Source organism: Vibrio hibernica (genome assembly GCF_015223435.1).
Classification (GTDB): domain Bacteria; phylum Pseudomonadota; class Gammaproteobacteria; order Enterobacterales; family Vibrionaceae; genus Vibrio; species Vibrio hibernica.
In genome coordinates this window covers 15850-32479 of the sequence record NZ_VHKO01000012.1, presented here as the reverse complement: position 1 = coordinate 32479, position 16630 = coordinate 15850, and the positions used below count along the sequence as shown (strand labels likewise).

The 16630-nt window shown below is 40.8% G+C and carries 14 protein-coding genes; 3 read left to right on the top strand and 11 right to left on the bottom strand.

Going from position 1 to position 16630, the window contains the following annotated elements:
• Positions 1-132: 132 nt before the first annotated feature.
• Positions 133-999, bottom strand: coding sequence for a protease HtpX (gene htpX / locus FH976_RS07010; RefSeq protein ID WP_194090182.1), 867 nt, complete (start codon positions 997-999; stop codon positions 133-135).
• A 250-nt stretch (positions 1000-1249) separates the two neighbouring features.
• Between htpX and FH976_RS07005 the strand changes: the two genes are divergently transcribed.
• Positions 1250-1402: a hypothetical protein gene (locus tag FH976_RS07005; RefSeq protein WP_194090181.1), complete on the top strand. Its 153-nt coding sequence runs from the start codon at positions 1250-1252 to the stop codon at positions 1400-1402.
• Between the two features lie 106 nt (positions 1403-1508).
• Here the strand turns inward: FH976_RS07005 and bioD are convergent, their stop codons facing one another.
• The 4 genes from bioD to bioB are packed head-to-tail and all read right to left on the bottom strand — an operon-like array spanning position 1509 to position 5267.
• Positions 1509-2189: a dethiobiotin synthase gene (gene bioD / locus FH976_RS07000; RefSeq protein WP_194090180.1), complete on the bottom strand. Its 681-nt coding sequence runs from the start codon at positions 2187-2189 to the stop codon at positions 1509-1511.
• A complete protein-coding gene (gene bioC, locus FH976_RS06995) occupies positions 2186-3016 on the bottom strand; it encodes a malonyl-ACP O-methyltransferase BioC (RefSeq protein ID WP_228767365.1) in 831 nt (276 codons plus the stop codon). The genes bioD and bioC overlap by 4 nt, the downstream gene beginning before the upstream one ends.
• Positions 3016-4209, bottom strand: coding sequence for an 8-amino-7-oxononanoate synthase (gene bioF / locus FH976_RS06990; protein ID WP_194090179.1), 1194 nt, complete (start codon positions 4207-4209; stop codon positions 3016-3018). The genes bioC and bioF overlap by 1 nt, the downstream gene beginning before the upstream one ends.
• Before the next feature lie 11 nt (positions 4210-4220).
• Positions 4221-5267: a biotin synthase BioB gene (gene bioB / locus FH976_RS06985; RefSeq protein ID WP_194090178.1), complete on the bottom strand. Its 1047-nt coding sequence runs from the start codon at positions 5265-5267 to the stop codon at positions 4221-4223.
• A 142-nt stretch (positions 5268-5409) separates the two neighbouring features.
• Between bioB and bioA the strand changes: the two genes are divergently transcribed.
• Together bioA and FH976_RS06975 are read left to right on the top strand one after the other, a co-directional pair.
• Positions 5410-6741 (top strand): adenosylmethionine--8-amino-7-oxononanoate transaminase, encoded by a 1332-nt coding sequence (gene bioA / locus FH976_RS06980; protein WP_194090226.1) that lies wholly within the window; start codon positions 5410-5412, stop codon positions 6739-6741.
• Positions 6742-6831: 90 nt separating this feature from the next.
• A complete protein-coding gene (locus tag FH976_RS06975) occupies positions 6832-7425 on the top strand; it encodes an ATP-dependent zinc protease family protein (RefSeq protein WP_194090177.1) in 594 nt (197 codons plus the stop codon).
• A gap of 102 nt (positions 7426-7527) precedes the next feature.
• Here FH976_RS06975 and serS read toward each other — a convergent pair whose 3' ends face one another.
• The 6 genes from serS to FH976_RS06945 form a co-directional block, all read right to left on the bottom strand.
• Positions 7528-8838, bottom strand: coding sequence for a serine--tRNA ligase (gene serS, locus FH976_RS06970; RefSeq protein WP_194090176.1), 1311 nt, complete (start codon positions 8836-8838; stop codon positions 7528-7530).
• 93 nt (positions 8839-8931) lie between these two features.
• Positions 8932-10281 (bottom strand): replication-associated recombination protein A, encoded by a 1350-nt coding sequence (locus FH976_RS06965; protein WP_194090175.1) that lies wholly within the window; start codon positions 10279-10281, stop codon positions 8932-8934.
• Between the two features lie 68 nt (positions 10282-10349).
• Positions 10350-10964: an outer membrane lipoprotein chaperone LolA gene (lolA, locus tag FH976_RS06960; protein WP_194090174.1), complete on the bottom strand. Its 615-nt coding sequence runs from the start codon at positions 10962-10964 to the stop codon at positions 10350-10352.
• A gap of 123 nt (positions 10965-11087) precedes the next feature.
• The gene (locus FH976_RS06955; RefSeq protein ID WP_194090225.1) at positions 11088-14189 is read right to left on the bottom strand and encodes a DNA translocase FtsK; all 3102 of its coding nucleotides are present in this window, start codon (positions 14187-14189) and stop codon (positions 11088-11090) included.
• A gap of 305 nt (positions 14190-14494) precedes the next feature.
• Positions 14495-14989 carry a leucine-responsive transcriptional regulator Lrp gene (lrp, locus tag FH976_RS06950; RefSeq protein ID WP_190329770.1) on the bottom strand — a complete coding sequence of 165 codons (495 nt, stop codon included), beginning with the start codon at positions 14987-14989 and terminating at the stop codon, positions 14495-14497.
• A gap of 269 nt (positions 14990-15258) precedes the next feature.
• Positions 15259-16467 (bottom strand): methyltransferase, encoded by a 1209-nt coding sequence (locus FH976_RS06945; protein WP_194090224.1) that lies wholly within the window; start codon positions 16465-16467, stop codon positions 15259-15261.
• Between the last annotated feature and the right edge of the window lie 163 nt (positions 16468-16630).

Below are 16630 nucleotides of genomic sequence, written 5' to 3'. Positions count from 1 at the left end.
CCACAAGTTCAATAATCCTGATCCCTATCTAGTCACTTTTCAAAATATCAAAAAAGGCTTAGTCTCATTTTTATCTAAGAGCTAAGCCTTTTCATATCGATTAAGCATAAATACTATTTGGTATGTAATCGATTATTGTTGATTTCTTAATGCATCGATACGTTTATCAAGTGGAGGATGACTCATCAATAATTCCATCATCGTACGCTTACCATTGATACCGAACGCCATCATCGAGCCTTCAAGTTGCGGTTCATGGCTCATCTTCAAACGCTCTAAAGCCGCAATCATCTTCTCTTTTCCGACTAATTGCGCTGCGCCTGCATCCGCATGAAATTCACGGTGGCGGCTGTACCACATCGTAATAAAACTCGCTAAGAAACCAAACACTAATTCCAATACCATTGAAATGATAAAGTAACTCATCATATTAGAACCGCCGCCTTCTTCGCTATTACGAGAACTCAGCATATTGGCAATCATACGGGATAAAAAAATAACGAACGTATTCACAACACCTTGCATAAGCGTCATGGTGACCATATCACCATTGGCAATGTGGCTCATTTCATGTGCTAATACTGCTTCTGCTTCTTCGCGGGTCATGTTGTGTAACAAGCCGGTTGAAACCGCAACTAACGAGTCATCTTTTTTAGCACCTGTCGCAAACGCATTAATATCAGGTGAATCATAAATAGCCACTGTTGGCATTCCAACCCCAACCTGTTGCGCCTGACGACTAACCGTTTGAATTAACCAATGCTCAGTTTCGTTACGTGGCTGTTCAATGACTTGCCCGCCAACTGACCGCAATGCCATTTTTTTCGACATTAGCAAAGAGATAAATGAACCACCAAAACCAAATATTGCAGCCATGACTAATAAGCCAGACAAACTACCCGGTTGCATTCCAGTTACGGCATATACAATATTTAGAACAACACTTAGAACTAACACTACCGCTAAGTTGGTTGCTAAAAATAACATCACTCGCTTCATTTTTATCTCCGTAATAAGAAGCTATCGTTTATAGCTATACATAATCGTAGATTTTCACATGTAGGTTAAGTGTTAAATTGAAACATTTAATGTCTTTGTTTACTTTAATTATAAATACCTGATCATTCATCAGCTTAACACCACATTAACAATGATAATTATTTTGGCTTTAGACTTTGGTCGTATTGCCCTTTTACTCTGAGGCGATTATTTTGTAGGAAAATAAGATCAATAAATAGGAACGAGAACAATGGAAGAGAAAGCAAACTACCAGATGGCGATTGATTTATTATCTTGCCACTTAGGGCTTTCGGAAGAAGAAGCCAAAGAGCATCTAGGTATCAAAGACAAAAAAGAAGAAGAATCTAAAGTGATTATTCCTGGTATCGTTCTAAAAAAATAACACTTAACTAAGCTCTTCTAAATATCCGAATCCAATAACAGCAAAGCGCTGCTCTTTTAGAGCGGCGCTTGTCTATGTGATGAATATTATTGAAGCATGTAATTGATTACTCTATCAAGCTAGAAACATCTAAATATTTATTCGCATCTTTATGTTTTGAGCTAGGTAAATATGGAATCTCCCCTAATTTTGGCGCTTTTATTTTTAATTCCAACATACGAATATTCTCTGCATAGTGCTCTGTGCCTGGATTAATTCGATTAGCAACCCACCCGACGACTTCTAAACCATCACTTTCAATCGCTTCAACTGTTAATATCGCATGGTTCAAACAACCTAGTTTTACCCCCACAACTAGAATAACGGGTAATTTTTCTTGTTGAACCCACGTGGATAAATATTCGTGTTCAGATACAGGTACTCGCCAACCACCAGCACCTTCAACAACAACAATATCGGCTGCTGATTTATGCTGAGTTAACGTCAATGATAGGGTGTCAAATTCAATCACAACCCCTTCTGTTCGCGCAGCAAAATGCGGCGATGCTGGTATAGCTAAGGTGTATGGATTTACCACGTCATACTCTAACCCAACAGTGGATGCTGACTGTAAGTGCAACGCATCTGAGTTTCTCATACCTTGCTCTGTCATTTCAGAACCAGAAGCGACAGGCTTATAACCTGATGTTGAAAGCCCCTGTTCTGAAAAAGCACGTAATAATGCTTGAGATACCATCGTTTTACCAACATCGGTATCCGTGCCGGCAATAAATACTGAATTAATCATTTTACAATAAGTCCTAAACAAACTTGATAGGTCGCGGGAAACTGACCTAATGGATTGCAATACTGTCGATATGCTTGTTCGACACCCAGCAGCGCCCGACGCTTGGTTAGGCCATAAGCCCTACCTGGAACGTACGTTGCACCAATGCCTTTTAAATCTTTCATTAATTCAAAAGCAGAAGCATACCAAACTTGAATTTTAACGGAGTCTACGTGGTAGGGTTTGATGGATGCTTGAGCTAACGCAACGTTTATCTCATCACGTGAATGAAATTGATTCACATGTTGATTTTCATCAACTTGAGCCCAAGATTGTTGTAGCTCATACAAAGATCCATCAAGAAGAGAAGAGAAATAAAACCGACCTTCTGGGATTAATAAATTCACGACTGTTTTAAATAAACGCGTTAAATCACGGCACCATTGAATCGCCAGGTTTGAAAATACAATATCGAAACTATTATTTGCAAATGGCGGTATTTCAGCATCACCTTGTTGATATGAAACTGAAACTGAAACTGAGAGTGAGAGTGAAGTACAACGTTTACGACATTGTTCAAGCATAGAATCAGATAAATCAAATGCGGTCACTTTTGCTCCGCGTTGTGCTAATTGCGCAGTAAAATAGCCCGTTCCACAACCTAAATCTAATACCGATAATCCGGTAAGATCTTGGGGTAATTTATCCATCAGTCTTTGTCCAACATCCCGTTGAAATGCCGCATGTTGATCATAGGTACACGCGGCTTTACTGAATGCTTGTGCGATCGCTTGTTTATCGATGAGACTTTGTTCAACTGTTGGTAATAACATCGTTGGGGCCTGCATTACACCACCTCTCTCGTTGTATATTGATCAAAAACTTCAACGATCTCAGAGAGCAAAGACGTTAATTGCATGATTTGTTCAACACTATGGTTCGCGGTGAGTGTTATGCGTAATCGAGCACTATTTTTCGCTACTGTCGGCGGACGAATCGCGCCAACCCAAAAACCGTGTTGCTTTAACTGATCAGAGAAATGCATAACCTTATCATTCGATCCACAGATAAAAGGTTTAATCGTAGTTTTAGTCGCGACATATCCAGCGATATTCTCTAATCCTTCTTGATAATAACTATTGAGATCTAGAAGCTTATCTCGACGCCACTGCTGCGTTTGGATCATCTCAATTGCATGAGATAACGCGAATGCTTGTGATGGTGGGATTGACGTAGAATAAACATGATGACGGGAAAACTGAGTCAAGTAATCTCCCGTATTACGGTCACATAAAATGGCAGCACCTGATAGACCAAATGCTTTGCCAAAGGTAACAACCAGAATATTAGGTTTAATGCCCATTGCAGCACAACTGCCTGCGCCTGCGCCTGCGTCTCCTAATACGCCAATCCCATGAGCATCATCGACAGCAAGCCATGATTGGTGATTCAGACAAATTTGATGGATAGATGCTAGATCCGATTGATCGCCATCCATGCTAAATACGCCTTCCGTTACCACTAACGCCGATTTATGATCATTAGCGGTCTTTTGTAACTGTTGATTAAGTTGATGCACGTCATTATGTTTAAAACGAACCATCTCTGCTGCAGATAATAAACCAGCCTCGATTAATGAAGCGTGATTAAGCTTATCTTGAATCAATACATCGCCTGATTGCAGCAAAGCAAACAACATGGCTTGGTTGGCACTAAAGCCCGAACTAAATAAAACCGCTCTTTCAAATCCGAGCCATTCGCACAGCTTTGCTTCTAAGTTGGCATGTGCAGAACTAAAACCAGTCACTAAAGGAGATGCTCCACTTCCACAGCCATACTTTGCTAAGCCTTGTTGCCAGGCTTGGCATAATTCAGGATCTTGAGACAACCCTAAATAATCATTACTCGAAAAGTTCACAAATGACTGGTGTTTCTCATTCATTAATTGCGCATTACTTCCCATGTTAAGAGTATGTAAACTACGGGATAACCCTGCTTGTTGTCGCCCTTGTAACTGCTGAGCTATTCTTTGTTCAAACATAATTTCAGGCCTTATGCTTGGTAGAAAATATCATCTGCTGTCGGCCGAGCCACAACTTGTTCGATTACTTGATCCAGCAAATCACTCTCTTGAACATCATCAGGTTTTTGATGAACTTGTTGACGGTTAATTCCTAGTTTTTCAAATAATTGCAAATCAGTATCTTCTTCAGGATTTGGCGTAGTTAATAGCTTACAACCATAAAAAATCGAATTCGCACCGGCCATAAAACACAAGGCTTGCATTTGTTCATTCATATTTTCACGCCCAGCAGAAAGACGAACTGCTGATTGAGGCATCATGATCCGCGCTATCGCAATCAAGCGGATAAAATCAAACGGTTCAACATCCTCAACATTCTCCATTGGGGTTCCTTTAACCTTCACCAACATATTAATCGGCACACTTTCTGGCTGAGTGGGTAAGTTCGCAAGCTCAACGAGTAAACCGGCACGATCAGAAACACTTTCTCCCATGCCAATAATGCCACCAGAACAAATTTTCATTCCCGCATCACGGACATGAGAAAGCGTATCTAAGCGATCTTGATAAGTTCGAGTGGTAATTATTTTGCCGTAAAACTCAGGAGAAGTGTCCAAGTTATGATTATAATAATCCAAACCTGCATCAGAAAGCTCAGTGGCTTGAGCTGGCGTTAACATGCCAAGCGTCATGCATGTTTCCAAGCCTAGGTCTTTCACGCCTTTAATCATGTCCGTTAAATATGGCATATCTCTTTGCTTAGGGTTCTTCCAAGCAGCCCCCATGCAGAACCGTGTTGAACCTGAGTGCTTCGCCTTTTGCGCCGCATCCAATACTCGCTCCACTTCCATTAAGCGCTCTTTTTCAACATCAGTACGATAATGCGCACTTTGTGGACAATATTTACAGTCTTCAGGACAAGCACCCGTTTTGATCGAAAGCAATGTACTTACTTGCACATGATTGGTCTGTTGATATTGACGATGCACTTGTTGGGCTTCAAACAACAAATCCATAAAAGGTTTATCAATAAGCGTTTGTACTTGTTGAACTGTCCAGTAATGACGAGCTTCCACGGTGAGTTCCTTATTATTTTGATGAATGCCATAGCGTTAGCACTTGTTAAAGCTTGGCTAGTCTACTCACAGAGGATACACTGTCAACTTTAAATTTATCAACAGGTTTACAATGAATCATAAATCAAACAAATCAATTCCAATAGACACTGAGTTTGATCAACAGCATATCTGGCACCCTTATACTTCCACGCTAAACCCCCTGCCTTGCTACCCTGTCACCCAAGCCAGTGGCGTGATGATTCAATTAGAAAATGGTAAAAATCTAGTGGATGGAATGTCTTCTTGGTGGTCAGCAATACATGGTTATAACCACCCTCAACTCAATCAAGCGGCGCATCAACAAATCGATAAAATGTCACACATCATGTTTGGTGGCTTAACCCATCAGCCAGCTATTAGTCTGTGTAAAAATATTTTGTCATTAGTACCATCCAATCTTGAGCACGTTTTTTTAGCCGATTCAGGATCAGTCTCTGTCGAGGTGGCACTAAAAATGGCACTGCAATATTGGTATGGCAAAGAATCAAAGCAAAGAATAGCGAGTAATATTCCTCTTCGATCCAAGTTCCTAACACTAGAACACGGTTATCATGGAGATACATTTGCAGCTATGTCAGTGACCGATCCCAATAACTCTATGCATCAAATGTATAAAGGATTTTTACCTGAACATATCTTTGCTAAGTCCCCCGAAAATCATCAAATTCAAGATGGCAGATGGCCTGAGTTTAACCCCGATGATCTTTTCGATTTTGAACAGAAAATAGCATTGCATCATCAAGAACTAGCGGCTGTTATTTTAGAGCCTATCGTGCAAGGAGCTGGTGGTATGAGGATCTATCACCCGCAGTTTCTACAAGGGGTTCGCCAATTATGCGATCAATATGAAATTCTTTTAATTGTGGATGAAATTGCCACTGGGTTTGGTCGTACCGGAAAATTATTTGCTTGTGAGCATGCCAATATCCAACCTGATATTTTATGTATAGGTAAAGCGCTTACGAGTGGTTATATGACACTTTCTGCTACAGTTACCAGCAAGAAAGTAGCCGATTTAGTCTGTAATAGTGAAGCCGGTTGCTTTATGCATGGTCCAACCTTTATGGCTAACCCTTTAGCATGTGCGGTGGCAACCGCGAGTTTGGATTTAATAAAAACTGAAGAGTGGAAAAAACAAGTTTTAGATATTGAAACCATTTTTTCAGAAAAACTGCCACGATTTAAATCCTATAATAGAGTCAAATCCGTTCGTTGGCTTGGCGCTATTGGAGTAGTAGAAACGCATGTTCCAGTCAATATGGAACTCATCCAAGCGTATTTTGTGGAGCATGGTGTCTGGATACGGCCATTTGGTAGGTTGATTTATATTATGCCGCCTTATATCTCAAAGCCCGAACATATTGATCAGTTATTGCACGCGATTGAAAGTGCATTAGAGAAAGATGATTGTTTTTTAACGACAGAAAATTGACAAAGAAGCCCAGCATATCACGCATGTCGGGTGATCTTTATGCTAAAATTTAGCCAGTTTTATTATAATGACATCAAAAGGTTTCCCACTATGTTCAAATGGCTAATAGTCACTTTATTTTCTTGTTCCTTTTCAGCCATTGCGGCTGAAAAAGTTCAACCTGTTAGTACGGTTACCGCGCAAGATATTGAAATAGCCACACATATAAAGAATGGTAGTTTAATTCTAGGCGAGGTCGAATGGATATATATCGCCGATATTAATCATAACGTCAAAGCACGTATTGATACTGGTGCAACCACCTCTTCTATTAGTGCGGTTGATATCCATACTTACAAGAAAAATGGTAAGTTGATGGTCGACTTTAAACTCTCACACGATGGTGCGACCTCTAAACAGTTCACTATGCCAGTAAAACGTTGGGTAAAAGTCAAACAAGCGAGTACAAGTAAAGCATCCGAACCTCGTCCTGTCGTGGCTCTTGCCGTTCAAATTGGCGACCATAAAACGAAATCTGATTTTACTTTAGTCGATCGTAACCAATTAGAGTTCCCAGTGTTGATTGGACGTACTTTTATTGATGATGACGCTATTGTGGATGTATCCCATACCTACATTCAGCCTAAAGTGAAACTGGTAGAAAAAACAAAGACCGCAAAAAAATCGGAATCTACAGAGAAGTAAGCTTCCTTTAAAGCCTAATTAGATGCTATCAAAAACACAAAACCGAAGCAGATTATGCTTCGGTTTTTATTTTAACTTGCCTAATCGGCATGTCTGCTAATTTTATCCACCGATATGAGTTGCCCCATTCATATATGAACGTAATACATGTGGGATTTCAATACGTCCATCAGCTTGTTGGTAGTTCTCAAGGATAGCAACCATAGTTCGACCAACCGCAAGTCCAGAACCATTCAGTGTATGCACCAATTCTGGTTTTTTCTCACCTTTACGGCGGAAACGTGCTTGCATACGGCGAGCTTGGAAATCCCAGCAGTTCGAGCAAGATGAAATCTCACGATACGTTTCTTGCGCTGGAACCCATACTTCTAAATCGTAAGTTTTCGCTGCACCAAAACCCATATCGCCAGTACATAACACCACTTTACGATATGGAAGTTCTAGTAATTGAAGTACTTTCTCTGCATGACCAGTCAACTCTTCTAAGGCATTCATAGAGTCTTCTGGTTTTACAATTTGAACCAATTCTACTTTATCAAATTGGTGCATACGGATCAGACCACGAGTATCACGGCCATAAGATCCTGCTTCTGAGCGGAAACATGGCGTATGAGCTGTCATCTTAATTGGCAGTTCAGTTTCATCCGTAATAGTATCACGCATCATATTGGTCACTGGCACTTCTGCCGTTGGGATCAAAGATAACGTTTTTAATGGCTCATCACTAACTTGCTCAGTTAATGGGCGAGTATGAAATAAGTCTTCAGCAAATTTAGGCATTTGACCCGTGCCATATAAGCTGTCGGGATTCACGAGGTATGGCACATACATTTCCGTATAACCATGCTCTTCGGTATGAAGATCAAGCATAAATTGAGCAATCGCACGATGCAAACGAGCAAACTGGCCTTTCATAACGATGAAGCGAGAACCGGTAATTTTTACTGCACTAGCAAAATCAAGGCCGTCGCCCATTTCACCTAAATCAACATGATCTTTTAGCTCAAAGTCATACGATTTGGGTTCACCCCAACGAGCGATCTCAACATTATCTTCTTCATCGTTACCTTGAGGAACGGAATCATGGGCAATATTGGGAATCGCCGAAGTAATACCATCAATCTGAGCTTGAAGCTCAATCAATGCGGCTTTTGCTTCGTCAAGATCGGCGCCTAAAGTACCAATTTCCAACATGATACGCTCAGCTTCTTCGTGATCGCCTTTTGCTTTTGCTTGACCAATGGATTTCGAACGGGAATTACGCAGTGCTTGTAAATCTTCAGTCTTCGTTTGTAAAGACTTACGTTGTTCTTCAAGGCTACGAAGAGTTTCTACATCTAAAGTGAAACCACGACGAGCTAGTTTTTCAGCTGTTTCATCCAGCTCTGTTCGAAATAATTTAGAATCAAGCATTGCTAATCCTGTTGGTCTAAGTGTGAAAAAGCAGCAAAACACTGCTTATTGAAAAATGATAAAATTACAGGCTAAAACGATACCCAAAAAGCACTACTTTTGATAGCGCTTTTGTGGGCTTTTTATATCTAAATTAGCCAAATATTCTAGCTTGTCGCCTATTTTCGCTTCTAAGCCTCGATTGCTTGGCTGATAGTAACGAGTTTGCGCCATTTCAGGAGGGAAATAGTTTTCACCTGCCGCATAAGCTCCCGGCTCATCATGAGCATAACGATATTCTACGCCGTAACCTAAATCTTTCATCAAACTGGTTGGCGCATTGCGTAAATGCAAAGGAACATCATATTCAGGTTGATTATGCGCATCTTGCAGAGCTTGCTTCCAAGCCGTGTAAACCGCATTACTTTTAGGCGCACACGCTAAGTACACAATCGCTTGAGCTATCGCGCGTTCCCCTTCTGCCGGCCCTATTCGAGTAAAACAATCCCATGCAGAAATCGCAATTTGCATCGCTCTTGGATCCGCATTCCCAATATCTTCAGAGGCAATAGCCAGTAATCGGCGTACGATATATAAAGGGTCACAGCCTGCGGCCATCATACGCGCTGACCAATACAACGCGGCATCGGGATTTGAGCCTCGAATCGATTTATGCACCGCTGAAATTAAGTCATACCACATATCACCTTTATTATCGAAGCGGGCAACCTTCTCTCCTGCAACTTCAGCCAGTAACGCCAAAGTAATAATTTTGATGCCTTTTTCATTTTCTTCTGCAAGATCATAAATCAGCTCAAGATAATTTAACGACATGCGAGCGTCGCCATTCACCAGTTCAACTAATCGTTCTAATATTTCACCTTCAAATTGCGCAGGAATATTACCTAAGCCACGGTCTGGATCTTGGATTGCTTGGTTGAGAACATTTAAAATATCTGACGAATCTAGGGCGGTTAATTTGTAAACTCTTGCGCGAGACAACAATGCATTATTTAATTCAAAGGAAGGATTTTCAGTCGTTGCGCCAATAAAAGTGATAGTGCCATCTTCGATATGAGGAAGGAATGCATCTTGCTGGCTTTTATTAAAGCGATGCACTTCATCCACAAATAAAATCGTTTTACGACCTGATAACTTATGTTCACGCGCTTTTTCAATTGCAAGGCGAATATCTTTCACACCTGAGGTCACAGCAGAAAGACGCTCAACTTCTGCATTAGCATAATTAGCAGCCACTTCTGCAAGCGTCGTTTTACCAGTACCTGGGGGACCCCATAGAATCATGGAATGAATATGTCCAGCCTCTAAAGCTCGACGAAGCGGCTTATTAAGCCCAAGAATATGCTGTTGCCCATAATATTGCTCGACTGTCATTGGTCGCATACGCGCTGCTAACGGGCGAAAATCATCATCCGAAAAAAAGTCTAAACTAAAATTGCTCATAATCTTAGGATACCCACTTTATTGCAGTACTTAATTTGCACTTCAAGCCGTTATTAATATTTGAACCCTTAGCGTTGGTCATCGACCTCTACACCTTTCGGCACTTGAAAAGTAAAACGAGATTTACTTGGTATTTTGAGCTTAACGTTTTGAAATACAAACTCACTTGTTTGCCCATCTTGCTCAATCACATTGAATGCTTTTACTACACCTTTACTATCAATTTGAATTTGGAATGTCCCAACGGTGGTATCTGATGCTGTTGGTTTCAAAGTGAACGTATCTTTATTTTGAGTCACATCATATTGCGCCCAATCACTGGCTTTATTGCGTGTCAGCAAGACAAAAGGCGTTTGTGCCGTCGCTTGCTCTTGGCTTAAAATCGTCACTTGAGAAACAAATGGGCTGTAATACCAGACACTTTTCCCATCAGAAACTAATATCGTTTCATCTGGCGTTTTGGTTTCCCAACGGAACAGACTCGGACGAGAGATTTGCGCGTTCCCCTCACCTTCCATTAATACTTCACCCTCAGGGCTGGTGACTTTTTGAGAAAAATCAGCACTAAAGCCTTTATTTAAACTCAAACGAGAACTCAGCTCATCTTTACCATTAGCAAAAGCGCCAGGGCTTAACAAACTTATTACTGTCGAAAATAAGAATACGCTTAACCATTTTTTCATTGTTAAATCCTTTTTATCTAACGTAATTTGACGCTATATTGATAGCTTCAAATACGAAGGCTATACCTGTCTTATTTGAAGCAGCAGCTTTGTTGACTGTAACTCAATGACTTGGGGTATATATTAGTCGAACTGCTTCACTGGTGGTGGCGCAATTACTTCACGATTACCATTATGGCCCGGAGAGCTCACAATACCTTGAGCTTCTAATTGCTCAATAATACGTGCTGCACGGTTATAACCAATTTTAAATCGACGTTGCACTCCAGAAACAGAACCTCGACGAGAATCGGTCACAAACTCTACTACTTGATCGTAGAGTGGATCCATTTCTTCTTCGCCTTCTAACTGTTCCCCAGGAAGTAAGCTCTCAGCTGTTGGTTCACCATGAATAATTTCATCAATATAAACGGGTCTACCACGTGCTTTCCAATCATTAACAACCGCATGAACATCATCATCTGAAGCAAAGGCCCCATGAATACGCACGGTATGATTTGAACCTGGTGGTAAGTAGAGCATGTCACCCATACCCAATAATGACTCCGCGCCACTTTGATCTAAAATAGTGCGTGAATCGGTTTTGGTTGAAACGGTAAATGCAACACGAGCTGGAATATTGGCTTTAATCAAACCGGTAATGACATCTACCGATGGTCGTTGTGTGGCAAGCACTAAGTGAATACCGGCTGCACGCGCTTTTTGTGCCAGTCGAGCAATTAACTCTTCTACTTTTTTACCCACAACCATGATCAAGTCAGCAAATTCATCCACAATCACCACAATCGATGGCAATTTTTCTAATAGTGGTGGCATTTCATCCATGCTGTCACCGGGCTTCCACAGTGGATCATGAATTGGATGTCCCGCCGCTGCTGCCATTTTAAGTTTCTCGTTGTAGCCTTTAAGGTTACGTACTCCAACAGCAGATAATAATTTATAACGACGTTCCATTTCGCCAACACACCAACGCAAAGCATTAGATGCATCTTTCATGTCAGTCACAACTTCTGAAAGTAAATGAGGAATACCTTCATAAATAGACAATTCCAGCATTTTCGGATCGATCATGATAAAGCGAACATCTTCTGGAGTGGCCTTATACAAAATGCTTAAAATCATGACGTTAACGCCAACTGATTTACCCGAACCCGTTGTGCCAGCGACTAATACGTGTGGCATTTTAGCCAGATCAGCCACCACGGCTTCACCTGCAATATCCTGACCTAATACAACCGCCGTTGGTGATTTGTTATTTTGGAATTGATCAGAGTTAATCACATCCGATAAATAGACGGTTTCTCGACTCATATTTGGCAATTCAAGCCCAACATAAGGTTTACCGGGAATAACCTCTACGACGCGCACTGCCATCGCTGATAGTGAACGGGCTAAGTCCATCGATAAACCAGAAATGCGGCTCACTTTTACACCAGGTGCAAGATCGAGTTCAAAACGAGTAATCACTGGACCGGGGAAGATATCCACTACTCGTGCTTCAATTTTATAATCGGCTAACTTAGATTCAACTAAGCGTGCGATATTTTCCAATGCATCACGGTCAATATGGCTCTCACGCTTTTCTGGATGATATAACAATTCCAGTGTCGGCATTGGTGAGGTTGGTACTGGCAGATTATGATCCGATTGAATTAAAAATGGGTTCTGTGACACCATCTTTTTCGCTTGAGCTGCTGCCACTATATTTTGGAAAGCGGCTGCATCAGTATCATTCGGCTTTTCAGGCTCAGATTTGCTAATACTTGTTTCTGGGTGATTAATAGTAGGGACTTCTTGACTGACGGCTATTTTCTCACTCACCTTCGGCTGGCTATCAACTTCCGGATCAACGACAGATGTATTAAATGAAACTGTCGATTCAGGATCAAGATCTACGTCCATATTTCCAAATGATGGCGCGCTGCTATCTTCATCAACATCCAAATGTTCCGTCGATATCGACTGGCTATTCATCGTCAACGCTTCAGAAACCGAAGGATCTGAGATAAAAGATTCAGACGACAACGAGGGCGTTGATATTTGAGTTGGTACTTCAATGGGTGCGATTGCTTCTTGCTCAAAAGAGTTTTGCTCTACTAATGGCTGCAATACCAACTTCTTCGAAAGCGATTCTTGAGGAACAAAATCCCCTTCCATCTCAGCTTGTTGATCCAGTTCGGCAATAGTAGCGTTCGGATTTTGATAACGATGTTGAGACTGAGTAGATGCATTAGATTGTTCAGACGCTGCCATATTAGCTACCGGAGTTGGAGCCGATGGCGCAGAAAATAGGGGATCATTCAGCTCTTCATCCGTTGGATCAATTGAATGGCTTGCTGACATCACGGGGTCTTGGTGTGTGCTCTGCTGTTTTTTCGAAGCTTTACGTGGAAAGTGAATATTAAAACGTGGTGATTTTTTCTCTTTCTGCTGTTCAGGTAATTCAGCAACATCGTCTTCATTTACATCATCAATAGCACCTAGCTGTAATGATAAATCTTGTTCTTCAACATCATCAAACTTCAGAGATGCTAATTCTTTTTTCTGGAAACCGGCGGAAGAAACCACAGCAGTTTCTTCGCCACGTGCACGATTAAATAAACGCTGGCAAATACGCAATGATCCTCGGCCTAAGCTTTCCACAATCGTTAACCATGAAATACCCGTAAGAAGAGTAAAACCCGCACCCCATAAGAACATGAAAACTAAGGTCGAACCAAGATTGTTAAGAGCAGGCATAGCCAAAGACGTCAATACGTCACCCACTACACCACCTGAAGAAAAGTACCAAATATCATCAAAGTTAATATCGGCAAGCCCACAACTGGTCAGCAGCATAACGACTAAACCTAATAATCGTGTTCCCCACAACAATAAATCAATCGATTCGTCTTCATCACGCGATCGGAAAAACGCCCAACTAGCCCCCAAAATAATAAAAGGCAAAGGATAAGCAAAAGAGCCAAAAGTAAAAAATAGAGTATCTGCAATCCACGCTCCGATATAACCACCAGCATTGTGGACAACACCACCCCAAGCCGTTTGCGACCATGATGGATCGGCTGGATCAAATGAGAAAAGTGATACCATCATCAAGATAGCCACTAGTAAACCAAGAATAAAACCGCCCTCTTTTAGGCGTTGAGATCCATTAAGGCGAAACCTTTGCTTCGTTTCTTTAGCTTTAATGATCGTCACGGTTTTTGCTTTGTTTTGCTTGAAAATTTTTTTGCTATACGTAAACAAAATTTGCCCCTATTCCGAGCGTTAACTGAAAATCACGTTTATAAGTAATGTGTTTTTATTCTTTGGTTTGCATAGCGTTATTTATAATATTTTCACGAAATAAACCAATATGAAAAACTGATAAACATAATGAACTCGGTGGTCCTAAAATACGACGAGCGGCCTAAGCCGCTCGGTAGACAACACCTGCTAACAATACCCGAAACAAGAAAAAAAACCTATAGTCAAAGGTCGCCAAGACGCAGATTTGAACACATCCTGACAACAATCGTACAAATTTTGTTTTATCGGGTTTGAATCACAAGTTGACTAGATTGTTTTACTTCTTCCATCACAACATAAGTACGAGTGTCATTTACCCCCGGAAGGCGAAGAAGAGTATCGCCAAGTAACTTACGATAAGCGCTCATATCCGATACACGCGTTTTCAATAGGTAATCAAAATCACCTGAAACTAAATGGCACTCTTGGATATCATCCAACTTTTGTACGGCTGTGTTAAATTGCTCAAATACATCCGGAGCACCACGATTTAATGTAATTTCTACAAAAACGAGTAGCGAAGCATCAAGGTACTGCGGGTTAAGCAAAGCCGTATAGCCGGTAATATAACCTTGACGTTCTAAGCGACGAACACGCTCTAAACATGGTGTAGGAGAGAGCCCTACCCTTTTAGACAGCTCCACATTTGAAATGCGACCATCTTTTTGTAATTCATTTAAAATGTTACGATCAATCCGATCCAAATCCTTGGACGGTTTTTTATAATTATCTGACATTAATTCCACCTTAATTACGTCCCTGCAAAATGTACTTTATTTTGATTTCTATTGTCTTATCTCTCGACCTAAAGTGCTGAAAGCTAAGTTCCAAATACAAAAGGTACTCTCAGTATCAAATATCACTGAAACACTACTATACTTCATTTTTATCCAATGAATAACCTAAAAATAGACAGATAAACCAATAAAAACCATATAATAAGGACACAAACACAATTAACGACCCGATTTTGGTGTCGCCATAAAAAATAAAATCAGGTGAATGACTACCTATTTAGTTTTTGTGCTTGTATGAGAATATTTCTAGGGGTAATTTCACGTGTGCAAAATAGACTCAAACTCACACGGTACCCATCTTGTTCTAATCTTAATGCTTTGTCATACACCAACCACATTTCTAATGCCCGACGAAATACTTGCTGAACCAGACTCATTCTCTCCATGTGAATAAACCTTTTCTCCCCCTTGGCTAAGTAAACCCCCAAATCACCCAATGATAAATCCAGCTGTTTTTTCTGAAATGAGGGTTGTTGATTAGCCCAGTTGCAGAAATGCGCAAAACCTAAACTTAATTCGGATTTTTTAATACTAGGTAACGGCGTATATTGCCGCTCTCCCAAATCTTCTTGCCGTAAACAATCAACCGCTAAACGATATGTCATTTCTTGCCGTCGGTGCAATTGTACCCTTTGTCCGCCTGTCACTGTTTCTTGCAGGGGGATCCGCAATTCATTTTTAGATAATTGCAAAGAGGATTTTTTGCCCTCTGCCGATAAAGCTTGATAAGTATCGAATTGAGTTAAGTGATAACAACAAGGCGAAATTGTCAAAGCAGACAAACCAACATCTCGAGCTAATTCAATTAAATGAGCATGCAAATCACCACATGCGTGCAAAGCAACGGCATGCTGATTCGGCTTCATTATTAACTTCACTTTTTCAGATAGTGCATCTCCTTGCACAAAATTCATCATTAATTGGCGCTTATCGGCTAGTACTTGTCCTGAATGACAAAGTGAGTGCTGCCATTCTAAGCTGGTAACAGGACGTTGGGATTGTTGCGATATCACTTGTCCCAAATAACCTTTACCTGCACACCATTCAAGCCATTCACCCGAATCATCAGCCAATTCCACTTTTAACGCCGCCATCCCCATAGTACAAATTTGTTGCCATTTACGGCCAGGAATACCGACATCAAAACCTTGAGGCAACACTAGTTCTTCGGAGTTTAAGGGATCCAATTGGCATAAAGTGACTACAGAATCTAACTCCGGAATATAAGGTGTCAGTAACACGATAAGATCGGTGGTATTCTGCTTAAGTCGAAGAATATCCTTTTTCGTTAATCCATTTAACAATTGACACAAGTCAGGATGAGTCTGTTGCCACGGTAAATCTAAATGGATGCTTTGTTGAAACGGTTCAAATCGCCATAGGTTTGATGTTTTTTGTAAGAAGCAATCCAGATCCATAAATTGATTAGATAGTTGACTATCCACGCTAAAATACCGCCTTACTTAATAACCAATAATACCGGACTAGCTCTAAAGGCATTAAAACCACTACCGAATAAGCAAAGAAAGCCTCGTTACAAAACCAGAGTACGCTGTGATAACATCACGCCATCCAGTATTT